Below are 15,491 nucleotides of genomic sequence, written 5' to 3' on the forward strand. Positions count from 1 at the left end.
TGGGCGCCAGCGCTTGAGGTGCCGAAAGCCTTGACCATCGGTCAAGATTTTCGGCCACTGGTATGGTACCGGCGGCGACTGCCGACGCGCGCCATGTGGCGCGCGCCCCAACCGATCAGGAGAACGTCACCTGCCGGCCATTGCGCAGCACGGGGATGGCGTTGCGGCGCAACTGGCGCGTGCCGGGGTTCAGGATCACTTCCGGGCTGTACTGGGCCAGATAGACGCGGCGCATCCGGTCGGTGCGGTTGGCCCCCGTGGCGTGCAGCAGCAGGGAGGAGAAGGCGACCACGCTGCCGGCCGGCACCTCCACCACCACGCCTTCCTCGTCACCGGACCAGCCGACCAGGTCGTTGGTGCCGGGCTGGCGGATATGGGGAACGATGCCGTCGCGCGTGGCGGGCACCTGGCTGAAGGGCAGCACGCGGACGGTGCCGTTCTCGATGGTGGTGTCGTCCAGCGTACACCAGCAGGTCAGATAGGGCTTGTGGTCCGGCGGTCCGCCATTGCCCACGACATAGCCGCTATCCTGGTGCCAGGAAAAGGACATGCCGCCGCCCGCACCCTTCACGACATACTGGTCATAGAAGAAATAGGCGTCGTCGCCCAGGGTGGCGCGGCAGATGTCGGCCATCACCTCGGAAAACAGCATCTCGCGCAGTTCGGGCTGCACGCGCTGGCATTCGCCGGCGAAATAGCGGTTGCCGCGATGGGTGATGCCGTCCACATCCACGCCCAGCGCATCCAGGCGCGCATCCTCGCGTTCCACCATGCGGCCGCACTGGGCCCGCAGGATGTCCAGAAGCTCGCCTTCCAGCACCCGCTCGAACACGGCATAGCCTTCACGCTGGAACTGCTCGCGCTGCTGTTCGTACTTCATCTTTTCCTCCCGCTTATGGTTTGGCCCCAATCGGTTTGATGCCGGGGACCATTCTGCGGCGGCGCGGGCCATCGCATCCAATCGAATTGCATCAGCACTTCATTCGTGAATACTATGAACCCATGCGCATGCGACAGATCGAAGCCTTCCGGGCCGTGATGATGAGCGGCGGCGTCACCGCCGCGGCTTCCCTGCTGAACATCTCCCAGCCATCGGTCAGCCGGCTGATCGCCGACCTGGAACATTCGGTGGGCTTCCCGCTGTTCGAGCGGCGGGGCGGCCGGGTGCATCCCACGGCCCAGGCCGAGACCTTGTTCGAGGCCGTGCAGCGCTCCTTCACCGGGCTGGACCTGCTGGCCCAGGCCGCGCGGCGCATCAGGGCCCATCCCGTGGGGACGGTGCGCATCGCCTGCCTGGCCAATATCGCCATCTCGCTGCTGCCGCCCGTCCTGCACGCCTTCCGCCGGCAGCATCCGGACGTCAAGGTGACGGTGGAGGCGGTGGGTCAGCACGCGATCGAGGATCGGGTCTTCCTGGGGCAGGCCGATCTGGGCATCGGCGTCGCCGCCCCCCCGCGGGAGGGGGTCCGCGCCGACCTGCTGGTACGGGCCGATTATGTCTGCGCCCTGCCGGCGGGGCACCGGCTGGCGGACCGGTCCGCCATCGCCATCGCCGATCTGGCGGGAGAGGCCTTCGTGGGGCCCATGCACGAGGCCGATGCCCTGTGGAACGGCATCGACGCCGCCCTGGCGGCGGCGGGGGTGAATGTGGAACGCCATGTCGAATGCCAGCAATCCCTGCCCATGTACGCCTTTGTGGAGGCCGGGCTGGGCCTGGCCATCGTGGAACCGTTCACGGCCCGGCTCTATCGCCGGCTGGGGCTGCCCGTGCGGCCCGTGACGCCGGCCATCGGCTTCGATTTCACGCTGATGGAACCCGATATCGGCCCCACCCCGCCGCCCGTCGCTTGGCTGCGCGCAGCCGTGCGGCAGGAGGCGCTGGACTGCCTGCGCGGGTCATGAGCGGCGCGCATCGGCCCTTGCGCGGACGGGACCTAGACAGGAACGGCGCATTGATGGTCCGCTGATGCGCCCATGCCTCATACCGTTTCCCCTCCCCTGTCCCCGCCCGCCAGGATGCCGCCCATGCCCCGCCTTCTCGTCCTGCAATCCATCTGGGGCCTGGATCAGTGCCCCGGCTTCGATGTCTGGAACGACCTGGAAACGGCCCTGCAGGCCGTCATCGACGCCGGGTTCGACGGGGCCGGCACCAATCTGGTACGCAAGGAGCGCACGGCCGTCACCGCCCGCTTCATGAATGAACGCGGCCTTGCCTGGGAGGCACAGGTGCTGGCCGGCAGCGCCGACGAACTGGCCCGTTATGCCGACGAGGCGGCCCGCCTGGGGGCCCATCACCTGAACGTGCAGGTCCGGGGGCCGCTGGACCGGGTGGCCGACGCGGTGCGGCTGATGGAGGGGATGGAGGTCGTGCGCCGGGCCGCCGGGCTTCCCGTCTTCTACGAGACGCACCGGGCGCGGCTGAGCCAGGACCTGCCCTTCTTCCTGCGCCTGCTGGACGCGCTGCCCGACCTGCCGCTGACGGCGGACCTTTGCCACTATGTCGTGGCCGGGGAATGGGACCTGCCCATCGACGCGGCAAAGCACGCCGCCATCGACCGGGTGCTGCGCCGGGCGCACGCCTTCCATGGGCGTGTCGCCACGGCCCATCAGGTCCAGGCCCCCATCGGCGGCCATCACCAGCCCTGGCTGGACCTGTTCGCGGGCTGGTGGCGGCGCGGGTTCGACCATTGGCGGGCACGGGCCGCGGCCGGCGACACGCTGAGCTTCATGGTCGAGCTGGGGCCACCGCCCTATGCCGTCGTCGACAGCCAGGGCCGGGAGCTGACCGATCGCTGGCAGGAGGCGCAGCGGCTGAAGGATCTGGTGCGGGGCCTCTGGCAACAGGCATAAGCAGATTTTCCGAACGCCGCCCACAGATGGGCGGGCTCGGAAAATCTGCAAACCATGGAGTCGGCAGGTTCCTCCAGACCGGGCCATGTGTGGCCCGATCTGGAGGAACCTGCTTAGGCCGTCCCGGCCCTAGCCCAGCCGGTGGATGCGCACGCCGTCGCCCAGCGCTTCCAGCCCGGCATCGACCACATAATGGTGATGGGTGAACAGCACCACCTGCGTCACCCCGCCCAGTTCGGCCAGCGCCAGCAGGCCGGCGCGGGTGCGGCGCTCGTCGGACGTGATGAACAGGTCGTCGGCAATGAAGGGCAGCGGGGTGGCGCGGGCGACATGCGCCTCCACGGCCGCGATGCGCAGGGCCAGGAACAACTGGTCGCGCAGCCCTTCGCTCATATCCTCCACCTGCGCGTCGGCGCCATCCCGGCGCACGCCGACCAGCACGGGATGGTCGGCATCGCCGTAATCCACCTTCAGCCGCGTGACGGGGTTGCCGCCGCCGACCGCCATGGCAGCCAGGATGGTCCCCGCCCGCCGCAGCAAGGGATGCTCGTTGCGGTCGCGATACCGCTCCACGGCCTGGGTCAGCAGCAGGGCCGCGGCGCGCAGCCGCAGCCAGCGGCCGGCCAGTTCGGCAGCCCGCGCCGCGGCATCGGCCGCGTCCTGGGCCGCCCCGCCGATGCCGGCGCGGCCGCGCATCTCGTCCAGCCCGCGTTCGGCATCGCGCAGCCGGGCCGACATGTCGGCCAGTTCACCCTGCAGGCGCTCGATCTCCGCCGTGCGGGCGGCAGCGTCGGCGGCCAGGGCATCGGGGTCGGCGGCATCGGCCTCCACGCGCAACTGCTCCGGGTCATGGCCATCGCCGGCCTGGGCCAGTTCGGTCCTCAGGGCAGCCCCCTGCGCCACCAGCGCCCGCCGCCGGGCAGCCGCTGCCACCAGGGCCGGCACGTCGGCCCCCTCCGCCAGCCGGTAAAGGCAGCGCAGATCGGCCAGCGCCTCACCCGCCCGCCTTTCGGCCAGCAGCGCCGCCTCCAGCGCCTCGGCGGCGCGGGCCTGACGCTCGGCCAGCAGGTCGCGCCGGGCCGCCTGTTCCCGCGCCGCGGCCAGCGCCGCGAACAGCGCGCGGGGCACGGCATCGGCCGCGACATCCAGGTCCAGGCCGGGCGAAAAGGCCGCCGCCGCCGCCGCCAGCGCCGCCCCTTCCGCCCCATGGCCCCCGATATCGCGCTCCAGTGCCGCGATACGGTGATCCAGATCGGCCAGATGGCGCAGTTCGCTGCCGATATCCTCCCAGCCGCGCAGGGCGGCCTCCGCCTCCGCCGGGCCGGCATCGGCGGGCAGGCCGATGGCGTCCATGTCGGCCGACCATGCTTGCCGCCAGGCGTCGATCGCCGCCTCGGCCTGGGTGCTTTCCGCCCGCGCCGCCTCCAGCGCATCGCGGGCGCGCTGCCGTTCCTGTGCCACGCGGGTTGCGGCCTCCAGCGCCTGCCGCGCCGTGGCCACCGCCGCTTCCGCCTCCCCGCGCAGCCGGGCCAGCGGCTGGTCGCCGGGTATGGCGACACCGCACAGGGCCAGCGCCTGCCGCAATTCATCCATGCATTGCCCGGCCTGCGCGGCCAGGGCGGCCAGCGTCTCGCGCTGCTCCGCCTGCTGGGCATGGGCGGCAATGACCGCATCGGCCTGGGTCAGGAAGGCCGCCATCTCTGCCGGGGCGCCGGGCCGGCCGACGCCCGCCGGGCCCCACAGGGCCTGCCAGCGCGCCGCCATCTCCGTGCCCTGGGCCTCCAGCGCCGCCTGCTCGCGCGCCAGGGCGGCCTCACGCTCCATCAGGGCGGCCAGGTCGCTCTCGGCCCGGATATAGCTGGCCACGCGGGCGGCCTCGCGTTCCCGCAGGTCGACCAGCCGGTCGGCCCCGTGCAGCGCCTGCTCGAAGCCGGGCACGGCATCGGCCGGGGCGGTGGTGGGCCCGTCCAGATGCGGCCGCAGGCCCGCCCACAGCCGGTCGCGATGGCGGCGGGCATCGGCGATGGCGGCCGGCGTCGGCACCTCCCCGCCCTCGGCCAGTTCGCGCAAGGACCGGCGCAGGCGCTGCCCCTCCTCCGCGATGGCGCGGGCGTCCGCCTCCAGCCGCTGGCGGCGGTTCTCCAAGGCGGTCTCCTGCTGGCGCTGGGTCTCCACGGCATCCATGGCGGGCAGGGGCAGCGCTGCCAATTGTGCGGCCGTGCCCTGGAAACGGCCCAGCCGCGACAGCATCCGGGCGATGCGCGCCTCCCCCTCGGCCAGGGCGCGTTCGGCCCGGTCCAGATGCAGTTCCACGGCCCCCGGCCGCTGGGCGGCGGCCAGTGCCGCCTCGGCGCGGGCCAGATCGCGGGGGTCCGGGGCGTCGGGCACGGGCTGGCGGTCGGCCTGGCGCGCGGCCGTCGCCGCCGCGTCCGCCCGGCGGTGCGCATCGGCCAGGGCCTGGTCCAGCCTTGCATGGGCGCGGATATGGTCGCGGATGCGCGCCACCAGCCGCCGGTCGGGCTGGCGTTGCGACAGCCGGGCCGCATCGTCGGTATCCAGCCCGATATCGCGGGCCGCCTGTTCCAGCCGGGCGGCCGTGATGTCGCGCTCCTGCCGGCGGCGCGGCAGGTCGGCCCGCGCCTTGGCGATCTCCCCCTGCCGCTGGTACAACGCCTCGATCCGGGCTGCCAGGGACAGCAGGGCCGGCACCTCCCCGGCCCGCTCCAGGGCCTCGGTGGCGGCCCCCGCCTCCTCCCGTGCCCGCTCGGCCTGCCGGCTGGCCGTCATCAGGTGGGTTTCCGCCCGGCGCCACTGGTCGGCCAGATCATCGGGCAGGTCCGGCCCCTCCCCCTCGGCAGCCAGCAGGCGGGCCTGTTCGTCCAGCCGGGCCAGCAGCGGACGGACGCGGCGCTGCCGCTCCAGCCGGCTGCGGGTCCGCTGCGCCTCGGCCAGGGCGGCGCGGATGGCCGCCAGTTGCGCCTGCGCCGTGGTGACGGCGCCCTCCGCCGCCTCCCACGCCTCGGCCTTCGTGGCCTCGCTGCGCATGCGGGCCGCGGCGGCGGCCTGGGCGTCGATGGCCTGCCACAGGGGTTTGCCGGCCTGCCGCCGGTGGGGACTGCCGATCTCGTCGGCATCGCGGGCCAGACGGGACAGGCGGTCATTCAGATCCGACAGGCCGCTGCCGGCCTGGAACAGGGTGCGGGCCAGATCGCCGCCGGCCTGCAGCATGGCCTCGCCCCCGGCCCGCAGCCTTTCATGATCCAGGCCGAACAGCCGCTCGAACGCCGCGCGGTCGATGCCGCCCAGCAATGGGGCCAGCACGGTGTCGGGCAGCGCCACGCCGTCGCCGTCCAGCAGCGTGGCCGTGCGGCCCTTGCGGCGCTTCACCTCCAGCACGCGGCCATCGGGCAGGCGCAGGGCGGCACCGATGCGCAGCGCGCTGTTGCCGTGGCGGAACCCCAGGCGCGACCGCTCCGGCACGCCGAACAGCAGGTCGCAGATGGCCTGCAGGGTCGTGGATTTGCCGGCCTCGTTATGGCCATGGACGATATGCAGCCGGGCTTTCCCATCCGAAAGGTCCAGGCTCGTCCCCTCGAAATGGCCGTAGCGTTCCAGATCCAGCCGGTCGATACGCATCAGGTCCGCTCCGCCAGCCGGTCCAGCAGCAGGGCCTCGGCATCGTCCAGCAGGGCGGCCAGCGCGCCTTCCCCCTCCAGCCCCAGCGCCTCGACCGCGCGGTCGGGCAGGCGCGCCCGCAACTGGCCGATATCCTCCATCAGCGGGGCCAGCGCCTGCGGGTCGTCCTTCAGCACCCGCAGGCTGTCGGCCAGTTCCGACAGGGCGTCGCCCGGCAGGGCGGGGCCTTCGGCCATGTCGCGGGTCCGGGTGGCGACCTTCTCGATCCAGATGTCACCGCCGGCCCGCGCCGCCGCCAGTTCCATTTCCGCCGCCAGCCGGGCCGGATCGCCCTTCAGCCGGCGGTGCTGGGGCGTGGCGCCCGACAGGACCAGCCGCACGGCCAGGGTGCGGTCCCCCGCCTCCTGCACGGCCCGCGTCAGCGCGCCGGCCACGCGGTCGGCCAGGTCCAGGTCATCCCCACACCCCGTCAGGTCCACCTCCACCCGCGCCCAGCGCACATCATCCAGCACCACGTGCGCCACGTCCGCGATGCGGCCCGCGGCACAGGTGACCAGCGTGGCGCCCTTGGGTCCCGCCTCGTTGGCGTGCCGGCCCTGCAGGTTGCCGGGAAAGACGATCCAGGGGTCGCGGTCCAGCACGGCACGCTCATGCACATGGCCCAACGCCCAGTAATCATACCCCCTGGCCTTCAGGTCGGCCGGTGTGCAGGGGGCATAGCGTGCATGCGGCGGCCGGCCTTCCAGCGCCGTATGCAGCACGCCGATATTCAGCCAGCCCGCCACCGGTGGCGGATAGGACAGCGCCAGATTGTCGGTGACATCGCGGGTGTGGAAGCTGCGGCCATGCAGCGCCACGCCCAGATCCTCCCGCCGGAAGGTTTCCGGCCGCCGGTGATCGAAGACATGCACGTTCGGCGGCAGGGCCAGCCGCCGCGTCATCGTGCTTTCCGCATCATGATTGCCGCGCAGCAGGTAGACCTGGATGCCGGCCCTTTCCAGCCGGGCCATCTGGGCCGCGAAGAACAGGCCCGTCATGAAGTCGCGCCAGTCGCCATCGTAAAGGTCGCCGGCAATGACCAGGAAGGCCACCTGCTCTCCGATCGCGGTATCGACCAGCCGCACCAACGCGCGGCGCGTGGCCCCCACCAGCTTTTCCGCCCGCTCTCCGGCGCGGGCGGCAAGGCCAAGCAGCGGGCTGTCCAGATGGATGTCGGCGGCGTGCAGAAAGCGCATGGGGCGGGCAGTCACCTGTAAGGGCGGGGCGGGGCGAACCGGTATGGCGGCGACGGCCGCCGCACGCCACCTGGCGCATAGCCGAGCCCACAGTAGCCCCGAGCCCACGGACGGGGGCGCTGGCGATTGCAGCCCGGTGATCGGTGGCGATCACCGGGAAACGGTATTACCCGTTCTGCACCCGCCCGTGCAATGGGCTTCGGCTTCGGCCCTGGGCCCGCACCTATCCCTCCCGCACCTGCGCCACGAAGCGCGTGACCTCCTGATCGGCGGCCCCGGCGCTGTCGCGGACCTTGCTGGCATTGTCCAGCGCCGTGGCGGCGGCTTCCGTCACGGCCAGCACCTTGTCGGCGATGCCCTGGATGGCGCGCGAGGCGTCGTCCGTGCCGCCGGCCGCCTCGTTCACGTTGCGGGCGATCTCCTGCGTGGCGGCGGTCTGCTGTTCCACGGCGCCGGCGATGGCGGTCGCCGTTTCGTTGATGGTGCGGATGGTGGCGATGATGCCGTTCATGGCGCGGGCGGCATCGCCCGAACTGCCGCGGATGGACCCGACAAGCTCGGCGATCTCGTCGGTGGCCTTGGCGGTCTGGGTCGCCAGGTTCTTCACCTCTGCCGCCACGATGGCGAACCCCTTGCCCGCCGCCCCGGCGCGGGCCGCCTCGATCGTGGCGTTCAGGGCCAGCAGGTTGGTCTGGCTGGCAATGTCGCTGATCAGGCCGACCACGTCGCCGATGCGCTCGGCGCTGCGGGTCAGGGCATCGACCGTGGTGCTGGCCCCGCCCGCCTCCTCTTCGGCACGCGCGGCGATGGTGGCCGACATCTGGACCTGGGTGCCGATCTCCGTGATGGACGCGCGCAACTGTTCGGCCGCCGACGCCACCGTCTGCACGTTGGACGCCGCCTCCGTCACGGCAGAAGCGCCGATCGAGGCGCTCTGCTGGGTGTCGGCGCAATCGGCCGACATCTGCCGGGCCTGATCGACCATGCGCTCGGCATTGCCGGCCACGGCGCGCAGCAGGGCGCCCACCTCCCGCTCGAACCGGTCGGCCAGTGCCAGACGGTCGGCCCGCAGCTTGGCCTCCGTCTCCGCCTCCTTGCGCGCAGCCTCGGCGCGCAGCCGCTCCGCCGCCGCCAGCCCGTCGCGGAAGGCGGCCACCGCCTCGGCCATGTGCCCGATCTCGTCGGCGCGGTCGGCCCCGGGAATGGCACTCGCCAGGTCGCCGCGCCGCACGCCGGCCATGGCGGCGGTCAGCGACAGAATGGGCCGGGCCAGGCTGTTGCCCAGCCAGGCGAACAGGCCGGCGGCCATGGCGATCAGCACCAGGCTGATGGTGGCCAGCGTGCCCACGCTGCGCAGCAGCGCCTCCTGGATGACGGCGGTCGGCACGCTGGTGACCAGCATCCATTGTTCCTGCACGCCGCGAAAGGTGATCGGCGTGGCGAAGACCAGCCGCTCCTGCCCGTCCAGCATCAGCGTGTCATGGGTGGGGCGGCCGTTGCGGCGGGCCTGCGCCACCAGATCGGCCAGCCCCTTATCGTCCAGCGGCCTGTTCAGGCGGGCACCGTCGGGATGCACGACCCAATGGCCATTCTGTGCCAGCAGCCGGACATCGCCCCGCTCCAGCGGCCGAAAGGCGGCGAATTGCTGCTGAAGCGCGGTCAGCGCCATGTCGGTGGTGGTGATGCCCACGGGCCGGCCGTCACGGCGGATGGGCGTGCTGACGGTGACCAGCAGCACCTCCTTGCCCTCGATCGGATAGAGATAGGGCACGGTCAGCATGGTGCGGTTGGCAGCCAGCGGGTCCAGGTACCATTCCTTGATCCCGGCCTCCACCGTCATGACCAGCGACTCCGTGCCGATCGTGCCGTCGGCCCCCCGGAAGAAGTAAGGCACGAAGCGCCCCGCGGCATCCGCCCCCGGCACGCCGATGCCCGTGCTGTCATCGCCATTGAAGCTGTTCGGCTCGAACGCCGTGGTCACGCCGATGATGTCGGGATTGGCTGCCACGGCCGCGGCGACCTGCGCGGACAGCATCGCGCGGGAGAAACCCTCGTACCGCAGGCCGCCTTCCACCTGGGCATTCACGATATGGGCGTTGTCGACAGCCTTGGCGATCAGGTCCGCAGCGATCAGCGCGAAGCCTGTCGTGGATTCCGCCATGGCCTGGCGGACCTGCTCGCCGGCGGTGCGGTGGGACTGCACGGCCGCACCGATGGTCAGTGCCAGGCCCAGACCCAGGCAAAGCCCGATCCCCGACAGGACCAGGCGTGTCTTCAAGGAGGAGCGCAGCGACAGGATCATAGGCATTCCCCTTAAAATCCGGTGGGAAACGTGACTGCATCCATGTGCTTTGCGGCCGGCGGGGAATGGTGGGCATGCCGCCGGCTCACCCGTCATCTTGCGGGCAGGATCACGAAAAATACCACCTTCGATCGTATGTCCCGGTCCCTGTCGGCTACCGGCCGCTGGCGCTTTTATCCGTGCCGTCACCATTGTGCCACATGTCCGTTTCCGGCATGGCGGGAATGGGGGATCGCCGCTTGCGCCCTTTTCACAGCCGCGATAAGGGAGGGCCATCGATGGTTCCTCGAAAGGGGTGAAAAGGGAACGTGGTGGGACGCCCGCAAGGGTGTCGATGCCACGGCTGCCCCCGCAACTGTAAGCGGCGAGAAATGCCCGTCATGGCCACTGGGAAACTGGGAAGGCCGGGCAGCTCCGCGACCCGCAAGCCAGGAGACCTGCCATCGGCAATGCGTCGCGCGGCCATTGGGCGGGGTGCCCCGATGGGACGGTTCACCGTTTCGCGCTGGCGCTTCGGAAGGAGTGCGCGGGTGAACCAGGGGAAGAAGGGGCCGGACGGCCCCGGCACCGGGACATGCATTCGACAAGCGGCCAGCCGTTCCGGTCAGGAACAGCCGCGCCCGGCGCACGCCATCCGAATTCGTCGATGAACGGAACGGAGTGGTGCGAAGTGTCTGCCAATAACCTTTTCCGCCGTGCGCTGCTGTGCGCCGGCGCCACCTTGTGCGTGCCCGCCGCCCTGGCGCAACAGGGCGAGCCCGTGCAGGTGGCCGAGATCATCGTGTCGGCCAACCGCGTGCCCACCGCCCAGGACCGGGTAGGCAGCACGGTCGATATCGTGGATGCCGCCGAGATCGAGCGGCGCCAGCAGGTCCAGGTGCTGGACATGCTGAAGCGCGTGCCCGGCGTCTCCATTTCCCGTTCGGGCGGCTTCGGCAGCACCTCCACCCTGCGGCTGCGCGGGTCGGAAGCCGGCATGGTCAAGGTGCTGGTCGATGGCGTGGAGGTGAACGACACCTCCACCACCGGCGGCGAGTTCGACTTCGCCAGCCTGTCGACGGTCGATATCGACCGGATCGAGGTGCTGAAGGGCCCGCAGAGCGCGCTTTATGGCAATGACGCCATGGCCGGCGTGATCAACATCATCACGCGCCAGGGCACCGGCGCCCCGACGCTGCGCGCCACGCTGGAAGGCGGCGCCTTCGGCACCTTCCGCCAGCAGGCGTCGCTGACGGGCGCGCAACAGGATGTCTCATACGCCCTGACGGCCAGCAACTACCACACCGACGGTTTTTCCCGCACCTTCGTGGGCAACGAGAAGGATGGCAGCGACGCGCGGTCGGTGTCGGGCCGCGTCGGCTATCAGGCGTCGGAGACGCTGCGCTTCGACCTGAATGCCGGCTGGTCCTGGCTGGACAGCGAGTATGATCCGTTCGCCGCCGACGGCGACGCGGCCTTGGAGAAGGAGGACTGGCACGTCCGCGCGGCCGCCAATCTGACCCTGCTGGGCGGCGCGTTCGAGAACAGCCTGGCCGCCTCCTATGCCAGCACGGACCGCGATTTCGACGAGCCGACGGGCTGGTACCGCTTCTCCCAGTATGACAGCCGGCGCAAGGCGCTGGATTATCAGGGCAATCTGCGCCTGCGCGACCGCGATGTCGCCACCATCGGCCTGTCGGTCGATGAGGAAAGCGCCAAGATCGTCAATACGACGGCCACGGCCACCACGACCGACATCGACGACAAGGTTGTGACCAAGTCCGCCTTCGCCCAGTATCTGGCCGCGGTGACCGATGATCTGACCCTGACCCTGGGCGGCCGCATCGACGACCATGAGCAGTTCGGCACCGAGGCCACCTGGCGCATCACGGGCGCCTATCAGGTGCCGGCCACGGGCACGGTGCTGCGCGCCTCCTACGGCACGGCCAACAAAGCGCCCTCGCTCTACCAGCTCTATGCCCCCTGGTACGGCAATGCCAGCCTGCAGGCCGAGGATGGCAAGGGCGTCGATGTCGGGTTCGAGCAGAAGCTGCTGGACGGGCGCCTGTCGTTCGGGGCCAGCCTGTTCCGCAACACCTATGACAACATGATCGGCTTCACCAGCGCCTATGTGAACGTGGCCAGCGCCCGGACCAAGGGCGTGGAGGTGAGCTTCCAGGCGCGCCCCGTGGAAGCCGTGCTGATCCAGGCCAACTACACCTATCTGGACGCCAAGGACCGGCTGACGGGCCGCGACCTGCCGCGCCGGCCGCAGGACAGCTTCAACGCCAGCATCGACTGGACACTGGTGGACGGGATCGATCTGGGGGCGGCTCTGCGCTATGCCGGCAAGCAGCGTGACACCGCCGCGGCCACCTCCCCCATCCTGGCCGGTTCCACCGTGGTGGATGCCACGGCCCGCTGGCGGGTGTCCGACCGGTTCAGCCTGTTCGGCCGCGTGGAAAACCTGCTGGACAAGGACTATCAGGAGGTCCGGTCCTACCGTGCGCCGGGCCGGTCGGCCTATGGCGGCGTGACGGTGACCTTCTGATGCGGCCCGGCACCGCCCCCGTCCGGTCCCTGCCCGCCGCCGCTGCCGGCGCCTGGGATGGCACAGGGGTGGTGCCATGACGCGGCTGGCCGCCCTCGATATCCATATGCGGCGGGGTGGCCGGCCGGTGCTGACGGGTGCCGGCCTGTCCGTGACGGGCGGGGAATGCGTGGGCCTGATCGGCCCCAACGGGGCGGGCAAGTCCACGCTGCTGTCCATCATGGCGGGGCTTGCCACACCCGATGGCGGGTCCGTCCTGATGGACGACCAGCCGCTGGGCTCCTGGACACGGGCGCAGCGGGCCCGGCGGCTGGGCTTCCTGGAACAGGGCGCCGATTGCCACTGGCCGCTGAGCGTGGAGCGCGTGGTCACGCTGGGGCGCCTGCCCCATGCCAATGGCTGGGCCGGCCCGTGGAGCGGGGAGACGGCGGCTGACAGGGCGGCCATCGCCCGCGCCATGGAACGGTGCGACGTCACAGCGCTGTCCGGCCGCAACGTGCTGAAACTGTCGGGCGGGGAACGGGCCAGGGTCATGCTGGCCCGCGTCCTGGCGGGGGAACCCGACATCCTGCTGGCCGACGAGCCGGCGGCCGGGCTGGACCCCTATCACCAGCTTCAGGTCATGGAATTGCTGGCCGCGCTGGCACGCGGCGGCATGGCCGTCATCGTCGTGCTGCACGACCTGTCGCTGGCCCTGCGCCACTGCACCCGCCTGTGCCTTCTGTCTGCCGACGGCAGGGTCGCGGCCGACGGCCCCCCGGTCCCCCTGCTGAATGGCGGCATCATCGAACAGGTCTATGGCGTGGAGCTGCTGCGTGGCGGGCATCAGGGCATGCCCTATGCTCTGCCCTGGCGGCGGCTGGACATGCCGGCCGGCGGGCCGGCACCGTGACGGCAGGGCCGACGCTGGTGCTGGGCGGCGCCCGGTCGGGCAAGAGCCGCATGGCCGAAAGCCTGGTCACGGGCCTGCCCGGCCCCTGGACCTATATCGCCACGGCCCGCGCCCTGGATGCGGAGATGGCGGACCGCATCGCCCACCACCGCGCCGGCCGCATACCCGGCTGGGTGACTGTGGAGGAGCCGCTGGACCTGGCCGGCGCCCTGTCGGCAGCCGGCGGCACAGGCCGACCCGTGCTGATCGATTGCCTGACCCTGTGGCTGACCAACATCATCCTGGCCGGCCGCGACGTGCCGGCCGAATGCCGCCTGCTGCTGGGGACATTATCCCTGCTGCCCGTGCCCACCGTGGTGGTCGCCAACGAAGTGGGGCTGGGCATCGTGCCCGGCGACGCCCTGTCGCGCCTGTTCCGCGACCATGCCGGACGGCTGAACCAGGATGTCGCGGCCATCGCGCGGCGCGTGCTGTTCATGGCCGCAGGCCTGCCCCTGACCTTGAAGGAGGTGCCCTGATGGCGCCGGAAACCAAGGCACGACCGCGTGCCCTGATGATCCAGGGCACGGGATCGGATGTGGGCAAGTCGCTGCTGGTGGCCGCGCTGGCGCGGGCCTTCAGCAACCGGGGGCTGGCCGTGCGGCCGTTCAAGCCGCAAAACATGTCCAACAACGCCGCCGTCACCGCCGATGGCGGGGAGATCGGGCGGGCCCAGGCGCTGCAGGCCCGCGCCGCCCGCGTGGCGCCCAGCGTCCACATGAACCCCGTGCTCCTGAAGCCCCAGAGCGACACGGGCGCCCAGGTGGTGGTACAGGGCCGGATGACGGGCACGGCCCAGGCCGCCGACTACCAACAGCGCCGCGGCACGCTGCTGCCGGCCGTGCTGGACAGCTTCCAGCGGTTGGGGGACGGGGCCGACCTGATCCTGGTGGAAGGGGCCGGCAGCCCGGCCGAGGTGAACCTGCGCGCCCGCGACATCGCCAATATGGGGTTCGCGCTGGCGGCCGGCGTGCCCGTGATCCTGGCCGGCGACATCGACCGGGGCGGGGTGATCGCCAGCCTGGTCGGCACCCATGCCGTGCTGGACGCCGCCGACCGCGCCGCCATCCGGGGCTTCATCATCAACAAGTTCCGCGGCGACATCCGCCTGTTCGATGACGGGCTGGCGGAAATCGTGCGCCGCACGGGCTGGCCGGGCTTCGGCGTGCTGCCCTTCCTGCCGGCCGCCGCCCGCTTGCCGGCGGAAGATGCGGTCGTGCTGGACCATTGGCGTGACGCGGGCCGCGGACACAGGCTGCGCATCGCCGTGCCCATGCTGTCCCGCATCGCCAATTTCGACGATTTCGACCCGCTGCGCCTGGAACAGGGGGTGGCCGTGACCATGGTGCCGCCGGGCCGCGCCCTGCCGGGGGATGCCGACCTCGTCATCCTGCCGGGCACCAAGGCCACCATGGCCGACCTGGCCTTTCTGCGCGCCCAGGGCTGGGACGTGGATCTGTGCGCCCATATCCGGCGCGGCGGCCGCGTGCTGGGCATCTGCGGCGGCTATCAGATGCTGGGCCGTCGCATCGCCGATCCCGGCGGCATCGAGGGGCCCGCCGGCAGCGTCGACGGGCTGGGCTGGCTGGAGGTCGATACCATGCTGACGGGCGCCAAGACCCTGCAGGCTGTGGCCGGTACGGATCTTTCCGGCGGTCACGGCTTCACCGGCTACGAGATGCATGTCGGCCTGACGGATGGCCCCGCCCGCGAACGCCCCCTGCTGCGCCTGGCGGACGGAAGGCCGGAAGGGGCCGTGTCCGCCGATGGCCGTATCGCCGGCTGCTACATCCATGGCCTGTTCGCGGCCGACAGCTTCCGCCGGCATTTCCTGGCCGGCCATGGCGTCACCTCCGCCCTGTCCTACGGGCAGGCGGTGGAGGCGGCCCTGGATGCCTGCGCCGCGGCGGTGGAAACCCATCTGGACCTGGACGGGCTGCTGTCCGTCGCGTCCTTCTGAGAGTCCACACCTCCTAAGCAGGTTCCTCCAGATCGGCCATACATGGC

10 protein-coding genes and 1 riboswitch are annotated in these 15,491 nt (G+C 71.3%); of the genes, 6 read left to right on the forward strand and 4 right to left on the reverse strand.

The genetic code is table 11. The features are described from left to right. Positions 1-115: 115 nt before the first annotated feature. On the reverse strand, positions 116-880 hold the full coding sequence (locus ACM9LZ_RS20600) for a phytanoyl-CoA dioxygenase family protein (protein WP_416621403.1): 765 nt from the start codon (positions 878-880) through the stop codon (positions 116-118). A gap of 128 nt (positions 881-1,008) precedes the next feature. Here ACM9LZ_RS20600 and ACM9LZ_RS20605 point away from each other — a divergent pair, with 128 nt between their 5' ends. Both ACM9LZ_RS20605 and ACM9LZ_RS20610 read left to right on the forward strand, forming a co-directional pair. Then, on the forward strand, positions 1,009-1,902 hold the full coding sequence (locus ACM9LZ_RS20605) for a LysR substrate-binding domain-containing protein (RefSeq protein ID WP_416621404.1): 894 nt from the start codon (positions 1,009-1,011) through the stop codon (positions 1,900-1,902). A 123-nt stretch (positions 1,903-2,025) separates the two neighbouring features. Further along, positions 2,026-2,850, forward strand: coding sequence for a hypothetical protein (locus tag ACM9LZ_RS20610; RefSeq protein ID WP_416621405.1), 825 nt, complete (start codon positions 2,026-2,028; stop codon positions 2,848-2,850). A gap of 129 nt (positions 2,851-2,979) precedes the next feature. Here the strand turns inward: ACM9LZ_RS20610 and ACM9LZ_RS20615 are convergent, their stop codons facing one another. The 3 genes from ACM9LZ_RS20615 to ACM9LZ_RS20625 form a co-directional block, all read right to left on the reverse strand. Further along, positions 2,980-6,486 carry an AAA family ATPase gene (locus ACM9LZ_RS20615; RefSeq protein ID WP_416621406.1) on the reverse strand — a complete coding sequence of 1,169 codons (3,507 nt, stop codon included), beginning with the start codon at positions 6,484-6,486 and terminating at the stop codon, positions 2,980-2,982. After that, positions 6,486-7,721: a metallophosphoesterase family protein gene (locus tag ACM9LZ_RS20620; RefSeq protein WP_416621407.1), complete on the reverse strand. Its 1,236-nt coding sequence runs from the start codon at positions 7,719-7,721 to the stop codon at positions 6,486-6,488. The genes ACM9LZ_RS20615 and ACM9LZ_RS20620 overlap by 1 nt, the downstream gene beginning before the upstream one ends. 223 nt (positions 7,722-7,944) lie before the next feature. Further along, positions 7,945-10,029 (reverse strand): methyl-accepting chemotaxis protein, encoded by a 2,085-nt coding sequence (locus tag ACM9LZ_RS20625; protein ID WP_416621408.1) that lies wholly within the window; start codon positions 10,027-10,029, stop codon positions 7,945-7,947. A 256-nt stretch (positions 10,030-10,285) separates the two neighbouring features. Next, positions 10,286-10,482, forward strand: a riboswitch (cobalamin riboswitch). A 211-nt stretch (positions 10,483-10,693) separates the two neighbouring features. Between ACM9LZ_RS20625 and ACM9LZ_RS20630 the strand changes: the two genes are divergently transcribed. From ACM9LZ_RS20630 to ACM9LZ_RS20645, 4 genes are all read left to right on the forward strand, one after another. Next, entirely contained in the window at positions 10,694-12,553 is a 1,860-nt protein-coding gene (locus tag ACM9LZ_RS20630) for a TonB-dependent receptor plug domain-containing protein (protein ID WP_416621409.1), read from the forward strand. A 76-nt stretch (positions 12,554-12,629) separates the two neighbouring features. Continuing rightward, the gene (locus tag ACM9LZ_RS20635; protein ID WP_416621410.1) at positions 12,630-13,445 is read left to right on the forward strand and encodes an ABC transporter ATP-binding protein; all 816 of its coding nucleotides are present in this window, start codon (positions 12,630-12,632) and stop codon (positions 13,443-13,445) included. Beyond that, positions 13,442-13,963: a bifunctional adenosylcobinamide kinase/adenosylcobinamide-phosphate guanylyltransferase gene (cobU, locus tag ACM9LZ_RS20640; RefSeq protein ID WP_416621411.1), complete on the forward strand. Its 522-nt coding sequence runs from the start codon at positions 13,442-13,444 to the stop codon at positions 13,961-13,963. The genes ACM9LZ_RS20635 and cobU overlap by 4 nt, the downstream gene beginning before the upstream one ends. Continuing rightward, positions 13,963-15,444 (forward strand): cobyric acid synthase, encoded by a 1,482-nt coding sequence (locus ACM9LZ_RS20645; RefSeq protein ID WP_416621412.1) that lies wholly within the window; start codon positions 13,963-13,965, stop codon positions 15,442-15,444. The genes cobU and ACM9LZ_RS20645 overlap by 1 nt, the downstream gene beginning before the upstream one ends. Positions 15,445-15,491 lie beyond the last annotated feature (47 nt).

Origin of the sequence: Niveispirillum fermenti, from assembly GCF_048066175.1 — a bacterium.
In the GTDB taxonomy this organism is placed as follows: domain Bacteria; phylum Pseudomonadota; class Alphaproteobacteria; order Azospirillales; family Azospirillaceae; genus Niveispirillum; species Niveispirillum fermenti.

Bases quoted from the DNA above. Each gene is read 5' to 3' on its own strand.
- ACM9LZ_RS20635 (WP_416621410.1), top strand. From the start codon at position 12,630: ATGACGCGGCTGGCCGCCCTCGATATCCATATGCGGCGGGGTGGCCGG.
- ACM9LZ_RS20610 (WP_416621405.1), top strand. From the start codon at position 2,026: ATGCCCCGCCTTCTCGTCCTGCAATCCATCTGGGGCCTGGATCAGTGC.
- ACM9LZ_RS20600 (WP_416621403.1), bottom strand. From the start codon at position 880: ATGAAGTACGAACAGCAGCGCGAGCAGTTCCAGCGTGAAGGCTATGCC.
- ACM9LZ_RS20615 (WP_416621406.1), bottom strand. From the start codon at position 6,486: ATGCGTATCGACCGGCTGGATCTGGAACGCTACGGCCATTTCGAGGGG.
- ACM9LZ_RS20645 (WP_416621412.1), top strand. From the start codon at position 13,963: ATGGCGCCGGAAACCAAGGCACGACCGCGTGCCCTGATGATCCAGGGC.
- ACM9LZ_RS20625 (WP_416621408.1), bottom strand. From the start codon at position 10,029: ATGCCTATGATCCTGTCGCTGCGCTCCTCCTTGAAGACACGCCTGGTC.
- ACM9LZ_RS20620 (WP_416621407.1), bottom strand. From the start codon at position 7,721: ATGCGCTTTCTGCACGCCGCCGACATCCATCTGGACAGCCCGCTGCTT.
- ACM9LZ_RS20605 (WP_416621404.1), top strand. From the start codon at position 1,009: ATGCGACAGATCGAAGCCTTCCGGGCCGTGATGATGAGCGGCGGCGTC.